This window comes from Rhizobium sp. UFLA01-1127 (assembly GCF_059803845.1).
Genome location: NZ_JAUQTZ010000108.1, coordinates 1 through 21,362, shown reverse-complemented (window position 1 = coordinate 21,362; position 21,362 = coordinate 1). Strand labels below are relative to the sequence as shown.

Sequence of the window (21,362 nt, the reverse complement as noted above, 5' to 3'; positions counted from 1 at the left end):
CGCGGCTGATCTGGTCGATCGCGGCTTTCTTTATTGCCTTCATCGGATGTTTCGCAGTGGCGAAGCATCTCTTCAACTATCTGGTCTACCCGTATAAATGGGCCGTCGAATGGGCTCATCTCGATCTCGCAAAGGCCGAGCTTATCTACACGGCGCCGCAGGAATTCTTCTTTACCCAGGTCAAGGTCGCCATGTTCGGGGCGCTGGTGATTTCCTTCCCGATCATCGCCGCGCAGATCTATAAGTTCGTGGCTCCGGGCCTCTACAAGAACGAGCGCAATGCTTTCCTTCCGTTTCTGATTGCATCCCCCATCTTGTTTCTGATGGGTGCGGCACTCGTCTACTTCTTCTTCACGCCCATGGTCATGTGGTTCTTCCTGAAGATGCAGCAGGCGCCCGGCGATGGCCAGGTGGCAATCGCGCTGATGCCGAAGGTCTCGGAATATCTGAGCCTCATCATGACGCTGGTCTTCTCCTTCGGTCTGGTCTTCCAATTGCCTGTCATCACCACGCTGCTGGCGCGCGTCGGCCTGCTGACCTCGTCCTGGCTTGCGGAGAAGCGTAAATTCGCGATCGTTTTCGCCTTCATCGTTGCCGCGGTGCTCACACCGCCGGATCCGATGTCTCAGATCGGCCTTGCACTGCCGACGATCCTTCTCTACGAGATTTCCATCTACGCGGCGCGACTCGTGGAACGCCAGCGTACCCGGCAAGCGCTTGAAGAGAGCGGCGGGGCTTCGGAGATCGCCAAGGCGGACGACGCCTAGGCCCAGGGAAGCCTCTCGCCCCGTTTCCCAGGTATTTGCCGGTTCGACCTCCGACCGAGACCTCGGTCGGAGTTGTACTCATGTCAAACGACCTGGAACGAAGATGCTTGATATCAGATGGATTCGTGAGAATGCCGAGGCTTTCGATGCGGCGCTTGCCAAGCGCGGTGCGGAGCCTCTGTCGCAAAGCCTCATCGCGCTCGACGAGAAGCGCCGCTCCGTCATCCAGTCCGTTCAGGATATGCAGTCCCGCCGCAACGCCGCCTCGAAGGAAATCGGTGCGGCGATGGCACAGAAAAACAGCGAACTTGCCGAGAAACTGAAGGCAGAGGTTGCCGACATCAAGGTCTCGCTTCCGGCTGCGGAAGAGGAAGAGCGCACGCTGACGGCCGAGTTCAATGATGCGCTGTCGCGCATTCCGAACATCCCGCTCGAGGATGTGCCCGTCGGCAAGGACGAACATGACAATGTCGTCAAGCACGCCTGGGGTGCCAAGCCGACTTGGAACCATGAACCGAAAGAGCACTTCGATATCGGCGAAGCGCTGGGCTACATGGATTTCGAGCGCGCTGCAAAGCTCTCCGGCTCGCGCTTCACGGTGCTGACCGCGCAGCTTGCTCGCCTCGAACGGGCGCTCGGCCAGTTCATGCTCGACCTGCACACCACCGAGCATGGCTACACCGAAGTCAGCGCACCGCTGATGGTGCGCGACGAGGCGATGTTCGGAACCGGCCAGTTGCCGAAATTTGCCGAGGATTCCTTCAGGACCACGGATGGTCGCTGGTTGATCCCGACGGCGGAGGTTTCGCTGACCAATCTCGTTGCCGGTGAGATCCTTGATCAGGAGAGGCTTCCTCTGCGCTTCACAGCTCTGACGCCGTCCTTCCGCTCGGAAGCCGGTTCTGCCGGCCGCGATACGCGCGGCATGCTGCGCCAGCACCAGTTCTGGAAGTGCGAGCTGGTGTCGATCACCGACGCTGAGAACTCGATTGCCGAACATGAACGCATGACCGCCTGCGCTGAGGAAGTGCTGAAGCGCCTCGGCCTGCATTACCGCGTCATGACGCTGTCGACCGGCGATATGGGCTTTGGTGCGCGCAAGACCTACGATCTCGAAGTCTGGCTGCCGGGGCAGGACACCTATCGCGAGATTTCCTCCTGCTCGGTCTGCGGTGATTTCCAGGCGCGGCGCATGAATGCGCGTTACCGCGGCAAGGACGACAAGAACACGAAATTCGTCCACACGCTGAACGGTTCCGGCACGGCGGTCGGCCGCTGCCTGATCGCAGTGCTTGAGAATTATCTCAATGCCGATGGCTCGGTCACTGTTCCGGACGCACTCGCGCCATATATGGGTGGTCTGAAGAGGATCGAAAAAGCGAGCTGATCGAGCGGTGGAGCGATGCGTATTCTTCTGACCAATGATGACGGCATTCACGCCGAAGGCCTGGCCGCTTTGGAACGCATCGCCCGCACTCTATCGGACGATGTGTGGGTCGTCGCGCCGGAAACGGATCAGAGCGGTCTCGCGCATTCGCTGAGCCTTTCCGAGCCGTTGCGCATGCGCAAGGTCTCGGACAAGCACTACGCGCTTCGGGGAACGCCGACTGATTGTGTCATCATGGCCATCCGCCAGGTCATGGACAGCAAGCCGGATCTTGTGCTTTCGGGTGTCAATTCCGGCTCCAACGTTGCAGACGATGTGACCTATTCGGGAACCATTGCCGGTGCGATCGAAGGCACGCTGCAGGGCGTGCGGTCCTTCGCGCTGAGCCAGGCCTACGTCTATGAAAACGGCGCGCGTGTGGTGCCGTGGGAAGTTGCCGAGACGCATGCCCCCGCCTTGCTTGGCAAGCTCATGGATGTCGATCTGCCCGATGGGACCTTCCTCAATCTGAATTTTCCAAATTGCCGTCCGGACGAGGTTGCCGGTGCGGAAGTGACCGCGCAGGGCAATCTTGCCTTCAACGTGCAGGTCGAGGAGCGGGCCGATGGCCGCGGCTTCCCTTACTATTGGCTTCGCTTCGGTGAACGAAGTGGTATCTTCCGTCCGGGGACCGATATTCAGGCGTTGAAACAAAATCGAATTTCGGTAACGCCTTTGAAACTCGATTTGACGGATTATTCGGCGCAGGACCGCGTGGCGCGGGCGCTCGGTATGGAGTAGCGGATTGACACCTCGCTTGGTGGAAAAGGAAGGCTTTGCGGCCGTGGTTCTGCGGCTGCGGGCGGAAGGCATATTGGACATCGATCTGATGACGGCGGTCGAGCAGACGCCGCGCCTGCCTTTCGTGCCGCCGCAATTCGCCGACGATGCCTATTCCAGCCGGACGATTCCGATCGACTGCGGTGCCTTCATGGAAGGCATCGATCTGGTCGTGCGCATGCTCCACAGCCTGAAGATCAAGCCGGGCCACCGCGTTCTCGAGATCGGGACCGGTAGTGGCTTCACTGCCGCCGTCATGGGGAGAATCGTCGAACGGGTGCTCACCGTCGATCGCTATAAGACGCTGACGACATCGGCTCAGCAGCGCATGGACGCGCTGGGGTTGCGCAATGTCATCATACGCCAGGCGGACGGTAGCGCCGGTCTGCCGGGCGAGGGCACCTTCGACAGAATCCTGGTGACCGCGGCTTTCACGACGATGCCGCGATTCTATGCCGAACAGTTGGTGTCCGGCGGTTCGATGGTGGCCCCGCTCATTGTCGACGAGCATACTTGCCGCCTGGTACGCCTGACGAAGACCGGAAGCCGATTCGAGCGCGAAGAATTGTTCGACGTTCCCTATCAGCCCATCGTGCCCATGCTCGCCTCCTATCTTTGAGGCTCAATTCGGGCTGATGCCCGCAAGACAGGGCGTTCCGGCGTCGTTTCATTTTCTATGGTTAGCAATTCCTCAAAAAAACACATGCTGCGACAGTGCTTTAACCGCATGGTAAGATTAACGCGCTTTAATCGACCCCATAATCGGTTGCGTCTAAGTGGGTCGAGTCATGGGTTTCAGTCTTTCTTCAAACTTCGGTAAATCGGCAGGGAAAGTCCTGGTGGCCATCCTCCTGGCGAGCACTGCAACGGCTTGTAGCTCAGACACGACCCGTTTCAGCGGGCTGTTTTCCAGCAAGACGGATAATGTGACGACCGGCTCGATCAATCGCCGCGGTCTCAACGGTCCGAACGGCGATCCGGTGCCGCGTGCCGATATCGCGCAAGCCGGCGGTTACGGCCGGCAGGATTATTCGCAGCAGAATGCGCCAGTAACGCAACCCTATCCGAATTCGCCGGCCCGCTATAATCCATCCTATTCGAGCGCGCGGGTATCCACTGCGCCTGTTGCAATTCAGCGCACCGAACTTGCTCCTCCCGGCGCCTCCGCCAATGCCGCTCGTCCCCGCACGGCGCGGGCGGAAGCCGAGGCGATGGCTCAGCCGTTTCCCGCGTCCCGCAGCAATGGCGGGTCTCGCGCGGCGCCGGCTCTCGCGCCGGATACGATGTCGACTGGGACCATCAAGGCTGAGGCCGCACAGCAGATGTCTCCCGGCTGGACCACAGTCAACGCGCCGAGCGTGACGCTGCATCAGGGTGAGAACATCGCGCTTCTGTCGCGCCGCTACGGCGTTCCGGAAAAGGAAATTCTGCGGGCAAACGGCCTGCGCAATGGCGCCGGTGCGCAGCCGGGCCAGCAGATCATCATTCCGACGATGAATGGCGCCACCGCGTCCGGCCCGGCCAAGATGTCATCCGAGGCGACGGATCTTTCCAAGGGCGGCAAGATGCCAGGCCCGGCCAAGGCGCCGCAGCAAGACACGCTGGCGTTGCCCTCCGGCAACCAGATGCGCGGCAAGTCCCAGGCAGGGCTTGCCGATCCCAACAAGCTCGCTGCCGGTAATGGCAAGGGCCCGCTGCCGAAGGGCACTTATGTCGTCAAGCCAGGCGATTCGCTGGCGAGAATTGCCAAGGAAAGCGGCGTTACCGTTGCCGAGCTCAAGCGTGCGAACAACATGAAAGCTGGCGACAGCATTCGCATCGGGCAGGCGCTGGCGTTGCCGCATGGTGGGGTTGCTTCCGCGGACCCCGTCAAGACTGCGTCGATCGAGCCTCAGAAGGTTTCCGTCAAGCCGGGCGCTGTGCCGGTGGCAGAACCCAAGCAGGCGGCCGCCCAGCCGCTCGCGAAGCAGGCGCCCAAGGCTGTTGCCGGTGCGGATGCGCCGACCGATGCAGCCAAACCGAAGGAGGTTGCTTCCGCTTCTCCGAGCCAATCGATCGACGCCGCCGCCAAGTCCGATACGCAGGCCGACGCGCCCGAGGCAACCGGCATCGGCAAGTATCGCTGGCCGGTCCGCGGCGCTGTCGTCGCTGGTTACGGTGCCAACGTCAATGGCAGCCGCAACGACGGCATCGACATCTCGGTACCCGAGGGGACGCCGATCAAGGCAGCCGAAAACGGCGTGGTCATCTATGCCGGCAACGGCCTGAAAGAGCTCGGCAATACGGTTCTCGTTCGCCATGACGACGGCACGGTCACGGTCTACGGCCATGCTGATGCGCTCAGCGTCACCCGCGGCCAGAAAGTTCAGCGCGGCCAGACGCTGGCGACTTCCGGCATGAGCGGCAATGTCAGCCAGCCGCAGCTGCACTTCGAAGTTCGGAAGAATTCGGCTCCGGTTAACCCCATGACGTTCCTTGAATAGGTCTCGCGTCTCAAGGACTCTGCAAAAAGCCCGGTCAAAGCCGGGCTTTTTGTCGTTTATGGCTTGGTCCCGAAGATCAGTCGCGGTCGAGCATTATGCGCAGCCGGCCGGCGAGATCCTGGATATATTGCCAGGCAACGCGACCGGAACGGGCGCCGCGGGTCGTCGCCCATTCGAGGGCTTCGTGGTGCATCTGCGCGCGATCGAGATCGAGCTCGAAGTGATCGGCGTAGGCATCGATCATCTGCAGATAGTCTTCCTGGCTGCACTTGTGGAAGCCGAGCCAGAGACCGAAGCGGTCGGAAAGCGAAACCTTCTCCTCGACGGCTTCCGAAGGGTTGATTGCCGTCGATTGCTCGTTTTCCATCATGTGGCGCGGCAGCAGATGGCGACGGTTCGAGGTGGCATAAAACAGCACGTTGTCCGGCCGTCCCTCGACGCCGCCATCCAGCGCTGCCTTGAGCGATTTGTAGGCGGTATCGTCATGATCGAAAGAGAGGTCGTCGCAGAAGACGATGACGCGATGCGGCGTCGCCTTCAATATGTCGAGCAGCACCGGCAGCGACGAAATATCTTCGCGATGCACTTCGATCAGTTTCAGTGACACTCCGGTTGCCCGACGCACATCTTCATGCGCCGCCTTCACGAGCGAGGATTTGCCCATGCCGCGTGCGCCCCAGAGCAGCACGTTATTGGCGGCAAAGCCCTCCGCGAAGCGCAATGTATTCTCGTGCAGAATATCGCGAACATGATCGACGCCGCGAATGAGGGCCAGCGCGACGCGGTTCGGCCGCGGGACGGGCTGTAGGTAAAGCCGGGCAGGAACCCAGACGAAGCAATCGGCGGCGTTCCAGTCATTGACGGCCGGAGCCGGTCCCGCCAAACGTTCCACAGCATCGGCAAGGCGACGGACTTCGGCAAGGATCAGGGCGTTTTGGTCTTCAGTCACCGTTTCCTCCTGAATATTGAACAGGAAAGTCGTAAGATGCGCGCGCTGTCTTGCCGAGTATCATGCTCCTCTAGGGCCTGAAAGGCTAACAGACTGGGAAAACGGTACGGTTGGCGGCTGTTTTTGTTGCAATCGCCATGCGCGTAACTATATTCCGGCCACCTGACGCGGGGCCTAGTTCCCGCTGGGAGTTCAAGGGAGTTCTCGATGTTTATCACCAACGCATATGCGCAGAGCGCGACAGATTCGGCCGCGAGTGCCTTCGGCGGTTCCGGCTTTGAAATGATCATCCTGTTTGTGCCGCTGATGGTCGTTTGGTATTTCCTTCTCATCCGTCCGCAGCGCGCCCAGGCGAAGAAGCGTGAGGAGATTCTGAAGAACATCCGTCGCGGCGATCAGATCGTCACCAGCGGCATCGTCGGCAAGGTCACCAAGGTCGTCGACGAAAAGGAATTGGAAGTCGAGATCGCCGAAGGCGTGCGCATTCGTGTCGTCCGCAGCGCCATTTCCGAGGTTCGCGTCAAGGGTGAGCCCGTTAAGGCCGACGCCGCGTAAGGCGCCGCTCCGCGAGGGGCGCCAACCGCCACTGCATGTCCTTGAAAATCGGGGTCGACTTTCTTGAAGGATTGTGCAGAAATTCAAGGTGTTACTGTGCCCTTTGCATTTCCTGCCGAAAGTGGGGCGCAGTAGGGGAAGCCCTAATTCGAGAGAGCGATGCTGCACGTCTCCCGGTGGAAGACCGCCCTGATCTGGTTCGTCGTTCTCTTGAGCGTGCTTCTGGCTGTCCCCAACCTGCTTGGCGGGCATGCTCTTTCCTCCCTTCCTGCCTGGTGGGCGCATCGGAAAATGGAGCTCGGTCTCGATCTTCGCGGCGGCTCGTATCTGCTGCTGAAGATCGAACGGGGCGATATTGAAAAGGATCGGCTGGAAAGCGTTGTCGGCGATATCGCAACCCGGTTGCGCACGACCAACATCGCCTATTCCGGCCTGACCGGCACCGGACGGAAAATCCAGCTTCGCATCAATGACCCCTCGCAGCTTCAGGCTGCCTTGACGGCGTTAAGGCCGCTGACGGCGGGATCTGACAAACCGTCCGTTGCTCTTTCGCAAGGGGACAATGGTGCGCTGGCGCTCGATATCACCGATGCCGATATCGCAAGCCATGTGTCTTCTGCAATCTCGCGCTCAATCAAGGTCATCCACGCCCGCATCGCACAGCTCGGCGTAGGCGAGCCCTTGATCCGCCGGCAAGGGTCCGACCGCATCGTCGTGCAGGTGCCCGATCTCGCCGACGCGCAGCGGCTGAAAAATCTTCTTGGCCAGCCCGCCAAGCTCAGCTTCCGCATGATCGATCAGTCGATGTCGGTACAGGACGCCATGGACAAGCAGCCGCCGGCCGGGTCCGATGTGTTGTTTTCCGAAGACGATCCGCCCGTCGGCTATCTGGTGCAGCGGCAGCCACTGCTCTCGAACGTCGATTTTTCCGATGCCGTCGCGGTCGCCGACCCTCAAAAGGGGGAGGGCACGGTATCCGTCAAGCTGACGCCGGAGGCGACCCATCGCTTTGCGCAATCGACGGCCAGCAATCTCGGCAGGATCGTGGTTGTCGTACTCGACGATCAGGTTATCTCCGCAGCGTCTCTGAAGACGGTCATTGCAACGGGCGAAGTCGACGTTCCCGGAGATTTCACCGCCCAGGGCGCGCAGGATCTCGCCGTCATGGTCAAGAGCGGGCCGTTGCCAGCGACGCTGACGACAGTCGAGGAGCGTACCATTCAGCCAGGCCTCGGCGGTGAGACGGCGCGTTATGGCCTGATTGCCTGTATCGCCGCCGCCGTCTTCGTTGCTGCCTTGATGATCGGTTTCTACCGCCTGCTCGGCATCATTGCGACCGTTTCGCTTGTCATCAACATGATCATGGTGGCAGCGCTCATGGGGCTGCTCGGCATCACGCTTACGCTGCCCGGCGTCGCCGCCATCGTTCTCGTCATCGGCATCGGCCTCGACGCGCTGGTCTTGATCTACGAGCGTGTGCGCGAGGAGGAAAAAAAGACGCATCTTCTTGTCGATGCGTTGCGCCATGGTTTCAACCGCGCGGCGGCGACGGTGGCCGACGCCAATCTGATTGTCCTTATCGTTGCGGCCATTCTTTTCTATGCAAGCACCGGCGCAGTGCGCGGCTTTGCCGCCACTTTGATTGTGGGCGTCGTCACCACCTTCTTTACCTCCTGTCTCGTCACGCGCTCGCTGGTCAGCATGTGGATTTCACGCCGCAAGCCGCGCGCGCTGCTGGTCGGCGTACGGAGCGGCGTTTTCGACAACGCCAATATCCGTTTCATGGGCATTCGCCGTTATACGTTTACGATCTCGGCGGCTCTGTCGGTCGTTACGCTCATTGCCTTTGCTTCGGTCGGCATGCATCTCGGCATCGATTTTGCCGGAGGCTCGATCATCGAGGTCCGCGCCAAGCAGGGCGTTGCCGATGCCGCGGATATTCAAACGCGTCTCGAGGCCGTCGTGCCTGGCGATGTGCGCGTCGAGCGGCTGGCCGATCGCCTTGGCGCGGTAATTCGCGTCCATGCACAGGAAGGCGGCGAAAATGCCGAACAATCCGCCGTGTCGCTCGTTCAGGGCGAGCTGGGCAAGGATTACAATTTCGCCCGCGTCGAGGTGGTTGGCCCGGCCGTATCGGGCGAAATCACCAAGACCGCCTCCCTTGCCGTTCTTGCGGCGCTTGCCGCAATTCTCATCTACATGTGGCTGCGTTTCGAATGGCAATTTGCGGTCGGCGCGATTATCGCGACGCTCCACGACGTCATTCTGACGCTTGGCCTCTTCGTGCTGTCGGGCATGGAATTCAACATGACCGGCATCGCCGCGATCCTTACCATCGTCGGCTACTCGCTGAACGACACGGTCGTCGTCTACGACCGCATGCGTGAGAATCTGAAGCGCTATTCGCAGATGCCGCTGCCGATTCTGATCGATGCCTCCATCAATCAGACACTATCTCGTACCATTCTGACATCTGCGACCACGCTTCTGGCGCTGCTCGCGCTCTACATCTTCGGCGGCGAGGTGATCCGTGCCTTCACCTTCGTTCTGCTTTTCGGCGTCGCTGTCGGCACCTTTTCGTCGATCTACATTGCGGCGCCCGTGCTGATCCTGTTCAAGCTGCGTCCGGACAAGTTCCAGACCGGCGGCGAAAGCAATGGACCTGCGGCCGGCAACATCCAGTCAGGCAAACCAGCGGTGTGATACATTGGCAAAAGGAATAGAAATCCGTAACGCGCATTTTCCCGGGCGCGCACCGATCGATGCTTACGGCAATGGCGGTTTCCGCTTTGCAGATATGTCGCATCGCGGCTCTCTCCTTTGCCTGCCTTCGGGCATTTATGGCTGGGACATGCTGCAAGGCGACGCGCTGACACCGGATCGATTCCAGAAGGTGCTGGATGAGGCTGCGGAGATCGAGGTTCTGCTCGTCGGCACGGGCATGGAGCTGCGGCCTTTACCGGCCGGTCTCAAGGCGGTCTTGCGCGCCAAGCAGATTTCCTCCGACTCGATGAACACCGGGGCTGCCGTGCGCACCTTCAACATCATGCTTGCCGAATCGCGTGCCGTGGCTGCGGCGCTGATTGCTGTCTGACCCCCCCCGGATCCAAGATTATGACGACAACAGCTGCATTCAGTAGCAACCGGGAGATCTGCCTCGCGACTCTTCGCGACACCGATCGCGATCGCTATCTCGCCTGCCTGCTGGCTCCGGAGGAGAAGCGTCCCGCGCTTGCCGCGCTCTATGCTTTCAATGCCGAGCTGGCGCGTGTGCGTGAGCTCGTGCATGAGCCGCTACCCGGCGAAGTACGCATGCAGTACTGGCGCGATCTCCTCGAAGGACAATCTCACGGATCGAGCGAAGCCAATCCGCTGGCCTCGGAGCTTCTCACCGCGATCGAAGAATACCGCCTGCCGCGCCACACGCTGATCGACATGATCGATGCCCGCATCTTCGATCTCTACGATGACCCCATGGAAAGCCGCAGCAGCCTGGAAGGCTACGCCGGCGAGACTGCGTCAGCTCTCATCCAGCTTGCAAGTCTGGTTCTGTCCGCCGATGAGGCGAAGCGTTCCGCCGATGCAGCCGGCCACGCGGGTGTCGCGCAGGCAATCGCCGGCTTGCTGCTTCTGATGCCGCTTCATCGCCATCGCGGCCAGCTCTATCTTCCGCTCGAGATATTGGCGGCGACCGGGCTCGATCGCGACAGTTTTCTTGCCGGCGAGGACAAACCACGCATTTCGGCGGCGATCGAGGCCTTTGCCGGTCTTGGCCGTGAACATCTCGCCAAGGCAAGAGCAGCAGGCACCATACCGCAGGCGGTATTCCCGGCCTTCCTGCCCGGCACGCTGGCCGAGCCCGTCTTGAAGAAGGCGCAGAAGCTTGGCGCCGGCATCTTCGATCAATCCCTGGCATTGCAGCAATGGCGCCGGCAACTGCGCATGGCGATGGCGTCGATCACAAAGAAAATCTAAAATACACCAAGCTCGCACAAGTCTCGGCGTCTATGGAGATAGCCGGCACTTGATTTGCATTTCAGGGGGATTTGCTGTGGGTATTGTCGTCTGGTGCATATTGTTTGCGATCGTCATCTTCATTGCCTACTACGCGACGCGCATGGCATCGCAAAACAAGGAAGACGGCCTGCACGATACCGGCCTCGCCATTCTGGAATTCGGCCGCGCCTTTCCGGCCGAAGCGATCCGTCAATTGCAGGCGACCGCGGACGGGCAGGCGGTCTTCGTGCGGCTGCACGATGACAAAGCCGGCTTCATGCGCAATGTGCGCAATCATTTCAGCGTCCATCTGATCGAGCCCGGCCGAGCTCGTGCCAGGATTTCGGGGAGCGGTCGTGGCTTGACGATCGATTTTCTGGATGTGCCGCATCACAACGGCACGTTCGACTTCAAGACCCCGACGGAAGCTGCGGAAGTCTCGCTCTGGCTGCTCGGCAATTACGTTGCCGGCGATGACGCGAAGCTCGGGAACCACGCGCCGCCGGCAATACGCTGAAAATCCAAAACCAATATCTTACGCGCTTTCCTCGAGCGCGGGTGCCTGCACGCCGAGCCACTTGGCGCAGTCGGCAAGTGCACGCTTGGCGATGAGCTGACGCTTCATGATGGTCTTGTCCTTGCCGCGAAAGCGCTTCACGCCCTCAGGCTTGACGATGGAGCCTGGCTCCAACTCCGGGAAAAGCCCGAAATTGATGTTCATCGGCTGGAAGGAGCGCTTGCCCGGCTCCTCGTCCGAGACGATATGACCGCCGGTGATATGGTTGAGCAGCGAGCCGAGCGCCGTCGTATCCGGCGGCCGCGAAGGTGCTTCGCCCTTGCGCTCGGCAGCGGCGAAGCGGCCGGCGAGCAGCCCGATGCTGGCGCTTTCGACATAGCCTTCGCAGCCGGTGATCTGGCCGGCAAAGCGCAGGGCCGGCCGGGATTTCAGCACCAGCGAGCGGTCGAGCAGGGTCGGCGAATTGATGTAGGTATTGCGGTGCAGGCCGCCGAGACGTGCGAATTCCGCATTTTCGAGACCGGGGATGAGCCGGAAGATCTCCGCCTGCGCGCCATATTTCAGCTTCGTTTGGAAGCCGACCATGTTGTAGAGCGTGCCAAGCGCATTGTCCTGGCGCAGCTGCACGACCGCATAGGCTTTGACCGTCGGGTTATGCGCATTGGTCAAACCTATCGGCTTCATCGGCCCGTGGCGCAGCGTCTCGCGCCCACGCTCCGCCATGACCTCGATTGGCAGGCAGCCGTCGAAATAGGGCGTGCCCTCCCATTCCTTGAAGCCGACGGAATCGCCGGCGATCAGCGCATCGACGAAGGCATTATATTGAGCCTCGTCCATCGGGCAGTTGATATAGTCCTTGCCCGTGCCGCCGGGACCGACCTTGTCGTAGCGCGACTGATACCAGCAGATATTCATGTCGATGCTGTCGCGATAGACGATGGGCGCGATGGCGTCAAAGAAGGCAAGCGCATCCGCGCCGGTTTCCGCCTGGATGGCGCTCGCAAGACCGGGCGCCGTTAGCGGACCGGTGGCGATGATCGCCTGGTCCCATTCCTTCGGCGGCAATCCCTGTATCTCCTCGCGGACGATGGTGATCAGAGGGTGGCTCGCGATCGCCTGCGTTACTGCCGCCGAAAAGCCGTCGCGATCGACGGCAAGCGCGCCGCCGGCCGGTACCTGATGCTTGTCAGCACAGGCCATGATCAGCGAACCCGCCATGCGCATTTCCGCATGGATGACGCCGACGGCATTGCCGGTCGCATCGTCGGAACGGAACGAGTTGGAACATACGAGCTCGGCGAGATCGTCCGTCTTGTGTGCCTCGGTGCCGCGCACGCCGCGCATTTCATGCAGGATGACGGGCACGCCGGCATTGGCGATCTGCCATGCGGCTTCCGAGCCGGCGAGGCCGCCGCCGATGACGTGAATGGGAGAGCGGGAAGTGATCTGTGTCATGCGCGCGTCATTATCACGGGCTGGCCCGTGATCCAATGCTTTGCTGAAGCATTCGCGCAAAAGTGGGGCGCTTTGCGGGTCAGGCTCGCTTCAGTCGCCGGAATCAAAAACGGCGCCAAAAGGCGCCGTCTTGAGGCAGTCTGCTCAGTCCGTGTCTATTAACGGAAAGAACGGGCAGCGATATTGCGGATCTCGTAGCGGCTGACGCCGATGTCCGAAAGGGTCTGGCTGGAGAGGTTGCCAAGTTCGTTCAGAGTGCGGCGGTAGCTGATCCAGTTCTTTGCGATGCGAATCGGGTTCATGATCTTTTCCTCGGTATCTTGTTTGCGGGCGGTACGATTACCGCCTCAGCGCTTGCACTCTATATAGGCGCGAGGAGGTCGATTGTGCAGTGCAAAGAAGAGGCGCCTGCTATGCATTTGTGCAATATGACGCCCAAAAAGCAGCCGATGCTTAAAATTTATGTGCTCTGCATTCAGGGAATAGCTCCGAAGGGAATTCGCAATGCTGCGGCTGCTCAGTCGCTGAGCAAAAAAGAACGCCCGCCGCGGAAGTCCGCAACGGGCGTTGAGAAGGCTTTCGCTGATGGGCGGAAGCCTAGCCGGCGATTAGCGGCCGGTGGCTTCACGGGCAACGCGATGGATGTCGGCGCGGTCGATGCCGAGGTCGTGCAGTTCACGCGAGCTCATGCGGCCGAGTTCGTTAACGGTCTGACGATACTTGCGCCAGTTGTTGAAAGAGCGGGTCAGGTTCATTTTTTGTCCCTTTCGAGGATCTGGGATCGAGCGGTTTCACGATTGTTTCCGTCGTCGATCTAATGGGTTTAAATATATGCTGCGCCGCGAAAACTAAAAGAGCGAAAGCTTCATGTCACCTATGCATAAGATGCAAGCCTTATAGGCGTTTTGCCTAAGATGGCGGCTGCTTTATTTGCATAGCGCGGCCAAAAGGTGTTTGCCGCAGGAAGTCGATTCCGGGTATGAACCCAGCGTTCCAAGGCAGTTACCGATGGCTGCCGGCTTTTGGCCACCTTTTCGCCAGCCTTGCTGTTTTGGAAGGGGCCGGATGCTGTCGCAGGCTGCCTTCGGTCGGTGGAAAGTGATTCCCACCAGTCGTCTGCGCCGACATTTGCCGACTGGCTGGCCGCGCATATGCCCAGGCAACATAAACCGATTTAGGTGAGCAAAAAAATAACGCCCACCGCGGGAGGAGGATGCGGTGGGCGTCATTTATAGTGATTGACGACTTGGGAGGAGGAGTGTCGTCAATCGATCGGAGCGCATTGGGAGGAGGAGTATGCGGCTCCGAATATCGTGTCGGGATATTCCATCCCCAGGCTTAGCCCGATCTGCATCGGCCCGGCGCGCCACCGCCGTGTTTGTTATCCAATAAATAGTATGACTTTTCGAATTTGTGCAGCGCAATAATTTCATGGGAGGCATGAGCTCTGCGCATATCTTTTATCGGTATCTCTTTACCGGTCCTAAGGATACTCCACGGTCCGTTAATTCTGTATTAATATGGCACATATTCCCGTAGCCGAAGCTTCTACCGGAACTGCGTGGCTCGCATCGATTGTGCGGCGATTTGTGCTAACTCTGTCGCATGCGGAATCGAAGTTGGGGGAGCTGGGCATGTATAGAGGCAGGCTGGAGCGGGATCTGAAAATCTGGACCGACAAAGGTCTGGTCGATGCGGTAACGGCGAAAGCCATCCTGAGCGAGTATGACGGCCGCCAGACGAGTTTCAGCGCTGGCCGGGTACTGGCCATCATCGCCGCCGTGCTTCTCGGGCTCGCCATATTGCTTTTCATCTCCGCAAACTGGCAGGCTCTTCCGAGAATTGCCCGCCTGGCCGGACTGGTGGCGATGATATGGGTCTTCTATCTCGGCGCGGCATCCCTGTTGGCGCAGGGACGCTCCATCGTTTCAGCCGCATTGCTGATCCTTGGTACCTTGAGCTTCGGCGGCGCCATGGCGCTTGTCGCCCAGATGTATAATCTGTCCGGCGATGAGCTGAGAATGATGATCGTCTGGTTCGTTGCTGCCTGCATCGTAGCGGCGGCGTTTCGCTCAAGGGCTCAGGTTGGGCTTGCCGGCCTTCTCGCCTGGGCATTTTGCGGCATCTATCTCTGGGAACATGTCGACGAATGGTATGGGGTGATGCCTTGGATGCCGCCTTTGATGGCCGCGGTTCTCATTGTGCTTGTTCGCTATGCCGATGCGCCGGCGGCGAGGCATTTGGCTTACCTCATGCTGGTCGGCTGGCTGACATGGCTGTTTGGCCGGCATGAGGGATTGAATACCGCAATTCTGTTCGCGTCTCTCGGGATGGCGGCTTTTCTCGCCGTCAGCATTCCCGCTTCGCCGCTGAAACCCTTTGCGCGCACGGCCGGCGCTGCTCCGGCTTTCTACACCTTTCTCATTGCATCGATCGGCTTCTTTCTGGTCCATGCCGAGATCAGCAACGGCTCTTTTGAGAACAATGCCTGGGTGGAAGACAAGCTGCCGCTTATTGCTGTCGCGGCGGCGACGCTGGCCGGCTCGGTGATCGCCATCGCGCTCAGCGGTCGCGACAATGGCGCGGTGCGTTACCTTGCTTACTTTGTTTTTGCCAGCGAGATTCTCTACCTTGCCGGAGAGACGATCGGCTCCATCATCGGCACGGCCGGTTTCTTCCTCGTCGCCGGCGTGCTTGTGGCGATTGCCGCGTGGCTGGTCATCCAGCTCGAGCGGCGCTTTTCGGACAATAGCGGGCAGGGGACACGGGCATGAGCGACGTAGTTGGAAAGAGCCCGGCGGTCGGCGCCCGCCGCTTGTGGATTGCCGCCATTATCGTTGCCTCCCTGCAGACCTTGGTCCTCGGCTATATGGTCGGGGAGCGGGCCTGGGGGCTGCGGAGCGGCACTGAGATTCTCTTGAAGACGGCGCCCGTCGACCCGCGCGATCTCCTGCGCGGCGACTACGTGACCCTGAATTACGATATCTCCCGGGTGCCGGTCTCGACGCTGGTCGGCGGGCCGCCGAAGGAGAGCATGAGCAACCAGGTTCTGTCGGTCCGTCTGATGAAGCAGCAAGACGGCTACTGGGGCGTCGTCGAATCGTCCTTTGCAGCGCTCGAACCCAAGCCTGGTACCGTCATCTTGAAAAGCCTGCCGTTCGACTATGTTTCCTATGGTGACCAGGCCGACGGCTCGGCGAGGATGTTCGTGAACTACGGCATAGAGCGCTATTATGTGCCCGAGGGGCAGGGGCACGATATCGAGAACGCGAGCAACGATAAACGCGTCGCTATTGCGGCTCGCGTGTCTTCCGACGGTGTTGCCCATATCAGAAGCCTGCTTCTCGACGGCAAATCCGTCTATGAAGAGCCGCTTTATTGACGATAGCAGCGCGGCCGTGTCCGATATGCTCCGGGCGTCGTCGCGCAACCGTCATTTTTCCTTTGCGTGGTTTGAAACGGGTGATATAGAGACGCCGCGCTCCGGAAGGCCCCATGGGCAGGCATCGCCATGCGGTTTTGGGAACGCGGGTATGGTGAAATTGGTAGACACGCCAGATTTAGGTTCTGGTGCCGCAAGGCGTGGGAGTTCAAGTCTCTCTACCCGCACCAACACTGTCTTGTGGACGGGGGGAGGCTGACCAAGCCTGTCTTCCGATATGCCGCAGGACGCGCATCTTGCCCAAAGCATCCCGCTTTCGATGAGGAAGGGGACAAGATGTTTTGGCTCGTGACGGGATAGAGCTGCCTCTTGCGCGTTCGTTCGAAGGCGCGGCGCTCTTGCAAGGTGAAAGAGAATTGCATCCAAGCCACGCTCGGGATTTTCCGGCGTCGTGCTCATCGAAACGAACGGCTGTCTGGGCACGGCCGCCATGAATGAAGGTAGGACAATGCAGGTTATCGAAACGCTCGCTGAAGGGCTGAAGCGCGAAATCAAGGTGGTCATCCCGGCCAAGGACATGGAAGTGCGCATGAACGAGCGCCTGGCCGAGGTCAAGGACAAGGTCCGCATCAACGGCTTCCGTCCGGGCAAGGTTCCGGTCGCGCACCTGAAGAAGGTCTACGGCAAGTCGATCATGGCCGACCTCGTTAATGAGATCGTTCGTGACCAGCCGCCGGCAATCCTGACCGAGCGCGGCGAAAAGTCGGCGACCCAGCCTGAAATCGCCATGACGGAAGACCAGGACGAGGCAGAAAAGATCCTCTCCGCTCAGGCCGATTTCGAATTCACGCTGTCTTACGAAGTCATCCCGGCGATCGAGCTGAAGCCGGTGGGCGGCATCAAGGTCACCCGCGAAGTCGCCGAGATCGGTGAAGACGAAGTGACCGAGCAGATCCTCAAGATCGCCGAAAGCGCCCGCAGCTACGAAACCAAGAAGGGCAAGGCTGCCAACGGCGACCGCGTCACCATCGATTACCTCGGCAAGGTCGACGGCGTTGCCTTCGACGGCGGCAAGGACGAGGACGCACAGCTCGTTCTCGGCTCCAACCGCTTCATCCCGGGCTTCGAAGAGCAGCTCGTCGGTCTCAAGGCTGGCGATGAAAAGGTGATCACTGTAACCTTCCCGGCCGACTATCCGGCCAAGAACCTCGCCGGCAAGGAAGCCACCTTCGACATCAACGTCAAGGAAGTTGCAGCGCCCGGCGAAATCGAAATCAACGACGAACTCGCTTCCAAGCTCGGCATCGAATCCGCCGATCGCCTGAAGGAAATCGTTCGCGGCCAGATCGAAAGCCAGTATGGCTCGGTCACCCGCCAGAAGGTCAAGCGCCAGATCCTCGACCAGCTCGACGAAATGTACCAGTTCGACACCCCGCAGAAGCTGGTCGAAGCTGAATTCGCCAGCATCTGGCGTCAGATCGAAACCGACCTCAGCGAATCGGGCAAGACCTTCGAAGACGAAGACACGACCGAAGAAAAGGCTCGCGAAGAATACCGCAAGCTCGCAGAGCGTCGTGTCCGCCTCGGCCTCGTTCTCTCCGAAATCGGCGAAAAGGCCGGCGTTGAAGTCAGCGAAGACGAACTGCAGCGCGCTCTCTACGCACAGCTCCAGCAGTTCCCGGGCCAGGAAAGGGAAATCCTGGAATTCTTCCGCAAGACCCCGGGCGCTTCCGCCAACCTGCGCGCCCCGATCTTCGAAGAAAAGGTCATCGATCACCTGCTGACCGAAGTCGACGTCACGGACAAGACCGTTTCCAAGGAAGCGCTGCTGGCCGACGACGAAGAGGAAGACAAGCCGGCTGCGAAGAAGGCTGCTCCGAAGAAGAAGGCTGCAAAGGCTGAAGCAACCGAAGCCGCGGCCGAAGGCGAAGAAGCTGCCGCTCCGAAGAAGAAGGCCGCTCCGAAGAAGAAGGCTGCTGAAGACAGCGTCGAATAACCGGCTTTCTTCCGGACTGAAATCAGGCCCTGCCGTTCGCGGCGGGGCTTTTTCGTTGTGATGAGCTGTAGGCCCTCTTCTCGCGCACCAGGAGATGGCTAGGACTATCGGCTGGATGCCGCCAAAGGAATTGACCGATATTAGCATTTATCGGTGCTATCTTAGTAAGATGGCTTGCTTGCAAAGATGGACCACGGTCGCTGCCGAGCGCAGCTCTCTCCAGCTGCGTAAATGCGCGACCAGAAACCTTGCTAGTGCCAGCCGGATATGAATTGTTTCTGTCCTTTAGACGCGTACATTTGGCCGATGCGCGGCGGCCATCAATCACAATGTTCGGCTAACCTTCCGAGCGTTAAAGGCAAGGAGATAGCCAGATGTTCATCGCAATCGTCGATTTCACTGTTGAATCCGAAAACCGCGAGGCAGTCATAGCAAGGCTGCTTCAAGATAGTGAGTTTATTCGCGCCATGGAAGGAAACCTCGCATTCAGCGCCTATGTCGATCCTGTCGATGACGGGGCGGTTCGCATTTGGCACGAGTGGCAGGATGTTGAGCATTTCCGCACCTATACGGCGTCGGAGGTGTTCAAGCAGCTCGGCCTCGTGCTGCGCCCATTGATGAAGGCGCCGCCGATGAGCCGACGGATGATGTCCGAAGTTCTTGAGACGATCGCCTGAGGCATATTCTGATGAGCGAAGCAGCCGAAGCTTACAGCGTTTCCCGGCTGTTTCCGCCAGCCGACCGTACCGAATTGCGCTTCGACCGGCATTACCTGCTTTACTGTACGGCGGGCACGATGCGTCTGGAGGCAGAGGGCAAGGTCTGGTCATTGCCCCCGTCGCGGGCCGCCATCATTGAAGCGGGACGAAGTATTCACGTGACCTTGCCGCAGGCGGTGATGGCCTGTTCAACTCTCTTCGCTCGAACGTTCATTCCCGCTCCGGCAGAGGCTCTTACGGTCATCAATGTGACATCTCTCGCGCGAGAGTTGATCCTCGCTTGCCGTGTTTGGACCGATGTCGATAAGCCGCTCGATTCCTATGCGCGGCAACTCTTTACGACATTAGCCGCGGTCGTCGGCCAACTCGCCTCTATGCCATCCAATACTGCCATGCCGCTACCCCGTTCGAGTGGCGTCTCTGCGGCGATGCGACTGACCGAACAGCGAATGGCCGAGGCGCCGGACTTCGCCTCAATTGCGCGCGGCGTCGCGATGACGGAACGGTCACTCGCTCGGCATTTCTCGGATGAGATGGGTATGACTTGGCGGCAGACATTGCGCCGGTTGCGCATCATTCGCGCTATGGAGCTTCTCGGAGCGAATGATGTGAGTATCACCGAGGCGGCATACTCGGTCGGCTACGCATCGCTATCGGCCTTCAATGCCGCATTTTTGGAAATCAACGGCCAGACACCGACGGCCTTCCGCCTCAGCATCCGGGGCGCCAGTCTTCCACACGTCTAATTTGCTTGGGCTTCGGACAGATGCCGTAGGGCATCAAATCTCCGACTTGATGTCGCCCATGCGGTTCCAGGCGTCGAGGCCCGCGATCTTGTAGGCTTCGGCAAGCGTCGGATAGTTGAAGGTGTTCTCGACGAAATATTCGACCGTGCCCTTGAGGTTCAGCACGGCCTGGCCGATGTGCACGAGTTCGGTCGCGCCTTCGCCGACGATATGAACGCCGAGCAGGCGACGTGTCTTCAGTGAGAAGATCATCTTCAGCAAGCCAGTGTCGAGGCCCATGATGTGGCCGCGCGAGGTCTCGCGGAAGCGGGCGATGCCGCATTCATAGGGGATATGCCGTTCCTTGACTTCTTCCTCGGACAGGCCGCAGGTGGAAATCTCAGGCACGGCATAGATGCCGTAGGGGAAGTATTTCGGCGGCTCCTTGGCAATCGCGCCGACGGCGACGCGGGCTGCGATACGGCCCTGTTCCATCGACGTGGAGGCAAGGCTCGGGAAGCCGACGACATCGCCCGCCGCAAAGATATGTGGAACCTTGGTGGCGAAGGTTTCCGGATTGACGCTCAGGCGGCCGCGGGCGTCGGCTTCAAGGCCGGCAGCGGGCAGATTGAGCGTGTCGGTCGCGCCCATGCGGCCGGCGGCAAAGAGGACCATGTCGGTGGTGATGCGGCGGCCGTTGTCGAGCGTCAGTTCCACCTTGCCGTTCGGCAGGCGCTCCACTTTCTCGGCCTTCTGGCCGAGCAGCAGCTTCATGTTGCGGTCGCGCAGCTGATAGGTGAAATCCTCGACGATTTCCTTGTCGATGAAATCGAGCATGGTCGACTTCGGGTCGATCAGCGTCACCTGCGTGTCGAGCGCGCTGAAGATGGTCGCATATTCGATGCCGATGACGCCGGCGCCGATGACGACCATCGAGCGCGGCAGATCCTCGATATCGAGCAGTTCGTCGCTGTCGAGAACCGTCTTGCTATCGAACGGCATGTAATCCGGGCGGAAGGGCTTTGTGCCGACTGCCAGCAGGATGCTGGCGGCGGATACGGTGACGACCTCGCCATCATCCTTGACGATCTGCATCGTCTGCGGATCGACGAAGCTTGCCTTGCCCCGTATGTGCTGGACGCGATTGCGGGCGAACTGATGCTCAAGCACTTCGACCTCGTGGTCGAGGGTGATCAGCAGGCGGCGGCGCAGGTCTTCAGCGCTGATTTCCTGCTTGACGCGATAGGCGCGTCCATAGAAGCCGCGTTCTCGCCAGCCGGACAGGTTGAGCGCGGTTTCACGCAATGTCTTGGAAGGGATGGTGCCGGTGTGGACCGAGACGCCGCCGACGCGCTTGCCTTGCTCCACGACGAGCACCTTCTTGCCGAGTTTGGCGGCCTGAATAGCGCCTCTGCGGCCGGCGGGGCCGCTACCTACGACTAGGAGATCGAATTGGTCCATCGGGAAGCCTCGGAACTGGAATAGGGAATCAATGTCGCAACGCAACATGCTTTCCGTCAACCGGTAGCGTCTCAATGTTACAGATTATCTAACGAGAAAATCAGGCAATCAGGATGCCGAAAGGCCAAGCCAAGATTCCAGCTTCTCGAAG

The 21,362-nt window shown here is 60.0% G+C and carries 20 protein-coding genes and 1 tRNA gene; 16 read left to right on the top strand and 5 right to left on the bottom strand.

What is annotated here, in order from left to right; genetic code table 11:
- The 5 genes from tatC to Q4Q11_RS23190 all read left to right on the top strand — a co-directional run.
- The coding region (gene tatC, locus Q4Q11_RS23210; protein WP_498570956.1) for a twin-arginine translocase subunit TatC at positions 1–767 on the top strand (767 nt) is incomplete at its 5' end.
- Between the two features lie 103 nt (positions 768–870).
- On the top strand, positions 871–2,154 hold the full coding sequence (gene serS / locus Q4Q11_RS23205) for a serine--tRNA ligase (protein WP_498570955.1): 1,284 nt from the start codon (positions 871–873) through the stop codon (positions 2,152–2,154).
- Between the two features lie 15 nt (positions 2,155–2,169).
- Complete coding sequence (surE, locus tag Q4Q11_RS23200) at positions 2,170–2,934, top strand: 5'/3'-nucleotidase SurE (protein ID WP_112507367.1); 765 nt, start codon at positions 2,170–2,172, stop codon at positions 2,932–2,934.
- A 4-nt stretch (positions 2,935–2,938) separates the two neighbouring features.
- The gene (locus tag Q4Q11_RS23195) at positions 2,939–3,592 is read left to right on the top strand and encodes a protein-L-isoaspartate(D-aspartate) O-methyltransferase (RefSeq protein WP_113214806.1); all 654 of its coding nucleotides are present in this window, start codon (positions 2,939–2,941) and stop codon (positions 3,590–3,592) included.
- A 169-nt stretch (positions 3,593–3,761) separates the two neighbouring features.
- Complete coding sequence (locus tag Q4Q11_RS23190; protein WP_498570954.1) at positions 3,762–5,456, top strand: peptidoglycan DD-metalloendopeptidase family protein; 1,695 nt, start codon at positions 3,762–3,764, stop codon at positions 5,454–5,456.
- 76 nt (positions 5,457–5,532) lie between these two features.
- Here Q4Q11_RS23190 and Q4Q11_RS23185 read toward each other — a convergent pair whose 3' ends face one another.
- Positions 5,533–6,405 carry an ATP-binding protein gene (locus Q4Q11_RS23185; protein ID WP_498570953.1) on the bottom strand — a complete coding sequence of 291 codons (873 nt, stop codon included), beginning with the start codon at positions 6,403–6,405 and terminating at the stop codon, positions 5,533–5,535.
- Between the two features lie 207 nt (positions 6,406–6,612).
- Between Q4Q11_RS23185 and yajC the strand changes: the two genes are divergently transcribed.
- From yajC to Q4Q11_RS23160, 5 genes are all read left to right on the top strand, one after another.
- Positions 6,613–6,960: a preprotein translocase subunit YajC gene (gene yajC, locus Q4Q11_RS23180; protein ID WP_112507359.1), complete on the top strand. Its 348-nt coding sequence runs from the start codon at positions 6,613–6,615 to the stop codon at positions 6,958–6,960.
- A gap of 159 nt (positions 6,961–7,119) precedes the next feature.
- Positions 7,120–9,663, top strand: a complete 2,544-nt coding sequence (gene secDF, locus Q4Q11_RS23175; RefSeq protein WP_498570952.1) for a protein translocase subunit SecDF — start codon at positions 7,120–7,122, stop codon at positions 9,661–9,663.
- Between the two features lie 4 nt (positions 9,664–9,667).
- Positions 9,668–10,054 (top strand): Mth938-like domain-containing protein, encoded by a 387-nt coding sequence (locus Q4Q11_RS23170; RefSeq protein WP_112507355.1) that lies wholly within the window; start codon positions 9,668–9,670, stop codon positions 10,052–10,054.
- 20 nt (positions 10,055–10,074) lie between these two features.
- Complete coding sequence (locus tag Q4Q11_RS23165; RefSeq protein WP_498570951.1) at positions 10,075–10,935, top strand: phytoene/squalene synthase family protein; 861 nt, start codon at positions 10,075–10,077, stop codon at positions 10,933–10,935.
- A 76-nt stretch (positions 10,936–11,011) separates the two neighbouring features.
- Complete coding sequence (locus tag Q4Q11_RS23160; RefSeq protein WP_113214800.1) at positions 11,012–11,473, top strand: hypothetical protein; 462 nt, start codon at positions 11,012–11,014, stop codon at positions 11,471–11,473.
- Positions 11,474–11,491: 18 nt separating this feature from the next.
- Here the strand turns inward: Q4Q11_RS23160 and trmFO are convergent, their stop codons facing one another.
- The 3 genes from trmFO to Q4Q11_RS23145 form a co-directional block, all read right to left on the bottom strand.
- A complete protein-coding gene (gene trmFO, locus Q4Q11_RS23155) occupies positions 11,492–12,928 on the bottom strand; it encodes a methylenetetrahydrofolate--tRNA-(uracil(54)-C(5))-methyltransferase (FADH(2)-oxidizing) TrmFO (protein WP_498570950.1) in 1,437 nt (478 codons plus the stop codon).
- A 158-nt stretch (positions 12,929–13,086) separates the two neighbouring features.
- On the bottom strand, positions 13,087–13,230 hold the full coding sequence (locus Q4Q11_RS23150; RefSeq protein WP_069611985.1) for a DUF1127 domain-containing protein: 144 nt from the start codon (positions 13,228–13,230) through the stop codon (positions 13,087–13,089).
- Between the two features lie 306 nt (positions 13,231–13,536).
- Positions 13,537–13,683: a DUF1127 domain-containing protein gene (locus tag Q4Q11_RS23145; RefSeq protein ID WP_015339702.1), complete on the bottom strand. Its 147-nt coding sequence runs from the start codon at positions 13,681–13,683 to the stop codon at positions 13,537–13,539.
- Positions 13,684–14,562: 879 nt separating this feature from the next.
- Here Q4Q11_RS23145 and Q4Q11_RS23140 point away from each other — a divergent pair.
- The 6 genes from Q4Q11_RS23140 (at position 14,563) to Q4Q11_RS23115 (ending at position 19,771) form a co-directional block, all read left to right on the top strand.
- Positions 14,563–15,702 carry a DUF2157 domain-containing protein gene (locus Q4Q11_RS23140; protein WP_498570949.1) on the top strand — a complete coding sequence of 380 codons (1,140 nt, stop codon included), beginning with the start codon at positions 14,563–14,565 and terminating at the stop codon, positions 15,700–15,702.
- Complete coding sequence (locus Q4Q11_RS23135) at positions 15,699–16,310, top strand: GDYXXLXY domain-containing protein (protein ID WP_498570948.1); 612 nt, start codon at positions 15,699–15,701, stop codon at positions 16,308–16,310. The genes Q4Q11_RS23140 and Q4Q11_RS23135 overlap by 4 nt, the downstream gene beginning before the upstream one ends.
- Positions 16,311–16,455: 145 nt before the next feature.
- Positions 16,456–16,540: transfer RNA gene (locus Q4Q11_RS23130), tRNA-Leu, on the top strand.
- Between the two features lie 278 nt (positions 16,541–16,818).
- A complete protein-coding gene (gene tig / locus Q4Q11_RS23125; protein WP_498570947.1) occupies positions 16,819–18,306 on the top strand; it encodes a trigger factor in 1,488 nt (495 codons plus the stop codon).
- 374 nt (positions 18,307–18,680) lie between these two features.
- The gene (locus Q4Q11_RS23120) at positions 18,681–18,983 is read left to right on the top strand and encodes a putative quinol monooxygenase (RefSeq protein WP_498570946.1); all 303 of its coding nucleotides are present in this window, start codon (positions 18,681–18,683) and stop codon (positions 18,981–18,983) included.
- An 11-nt stretch (positions 18,984–18,994) separates the two neighbouring features.
- Positions 18,995–19,771, top strand: coding sequence for an AraC family transcriptional regulator (locus Q4Q11_RS23115; protein WP_498570945.1), 777 nt, complete (start codon positions 18,995–18,997; stop codon positions 19,769–19,771).
- A 33-nt stretch (positions 19,772–19,804) separates the two neighbouring features.
- Here Q4Q11_RS23115 and sthA read toward each other — a convergent pair whose 3' ends face one another.
- Complete coding sequence (sthA, locus tag Q4Q11_RS23110) at positions 19,805–21,211, bottom strand: Si-specific NAD(P)(+) transhydrogenase (protein ID WP_112507536.1); 1,407 nt, start codon at positions 21,209–21,211, stop codon at positions 19,805–19,807.
- Positions 21,212–21,362: the final 151 nt, after the last annotated feature.

Coding starts and splice junctions, on each gene's coding strand:
- serS (WP_498570955.1), top strand. CDS start 871: ATGCTTGATATCAGATGGATTCGTGAGAATGCCGAGGCTTTCGATGCG.
- surE (WP_112507367.1), top strand. CDS start 2,170: ATGCGTATTCTTCTGACCAATGATGACGGCATTCACGCCGAAGGCCTG.
- Q4Q11_RS23190 (WP_498570954.1), top strand. CDS start 3,762: ATGGGTTTCAGTCTTTCTTCAAACTTCGGTAAATCGGCAGGGAAAGTC.
- yajC (WP_112507359.1), top strand. CDS start 6,613: ATGTTTATCACCAACGCATATGCGCAGAGCGCGACAGATTCGGCCGCG.
- secDF (WP_498570952.1), top strand. CDS start 7,120: ATGCTGCACGTCTCCCGGTGGAAGACCGCCCTGATCTGGTTCGTCGTT.
- Q4Q11_RS23165 (WP_498570951.1), top strand. CDS start 10,075: ATGACGACAACAGCTGCATTCAGTAGCAACCGGGAGATCTGCCTCGCG.
- trmFO (WP_498570950.1), bottom strand. CDS start 12,928: ATGACACAGATCACTTCCCGCTCTCCCATTCACGTCATCGGCGGCGGC.
- Q4Q11_RS23150 (WP_069611985.1), bottom strand. CDS start 13,230: ATGAACCCGATTCGCATCGCAAAGAACTGGATCAGCTACCGCCGCACT.
- Q4Q11_RS23145 (WP_015339702.1), bottom strand. CDS start 13,683: ATGAACCTGACCCGCTCTTTCAACAACTGGCGCAAGTATCGTCAGACC.
- Q4Q11_RS23140 (WP_498570949.1), top strand. CDS start 14,563: ATGTATAGAGGCAGGCTGGAGCGGGATCTGAAAATCTGGACCGACAAA.
- Q4Q11_RS23135 (WP_498570948.1), top strand. CDS start 15,699: ATGAGCGACGTAGTTGGAAAGAGCCCGGCGGTCGGCGCCCGCCGCTTG.
- tig (WP_498570947.1), top strand. CDS start 16,819: ATGCAGGTTATCGAAACGCTCGCTGAAGGGCTGAAGCGCGAAATCAAG.
- Q4Q11_RS23120 (WP_498570946.1), top strand. CDS start 18,681: ATGTTCATCGCAATCGTCGATTTCACTGTTGAATCCGAAAACCGCGAG.
- Q4Q11_RS23115 (WP_498570945.1), top strand. CDS start 18,995: ATGAGCGAAGCAGCCGAAGCTTACAGCGTTTCCCGGCTGTTTCCGCCA.
- sthA (WP_112507536.1), bottom strand. CDS start 21,211: ATGGACCAATTCGATCTCCTAGTCGTAGGTAGCGGCCCCGCCGGCCGC.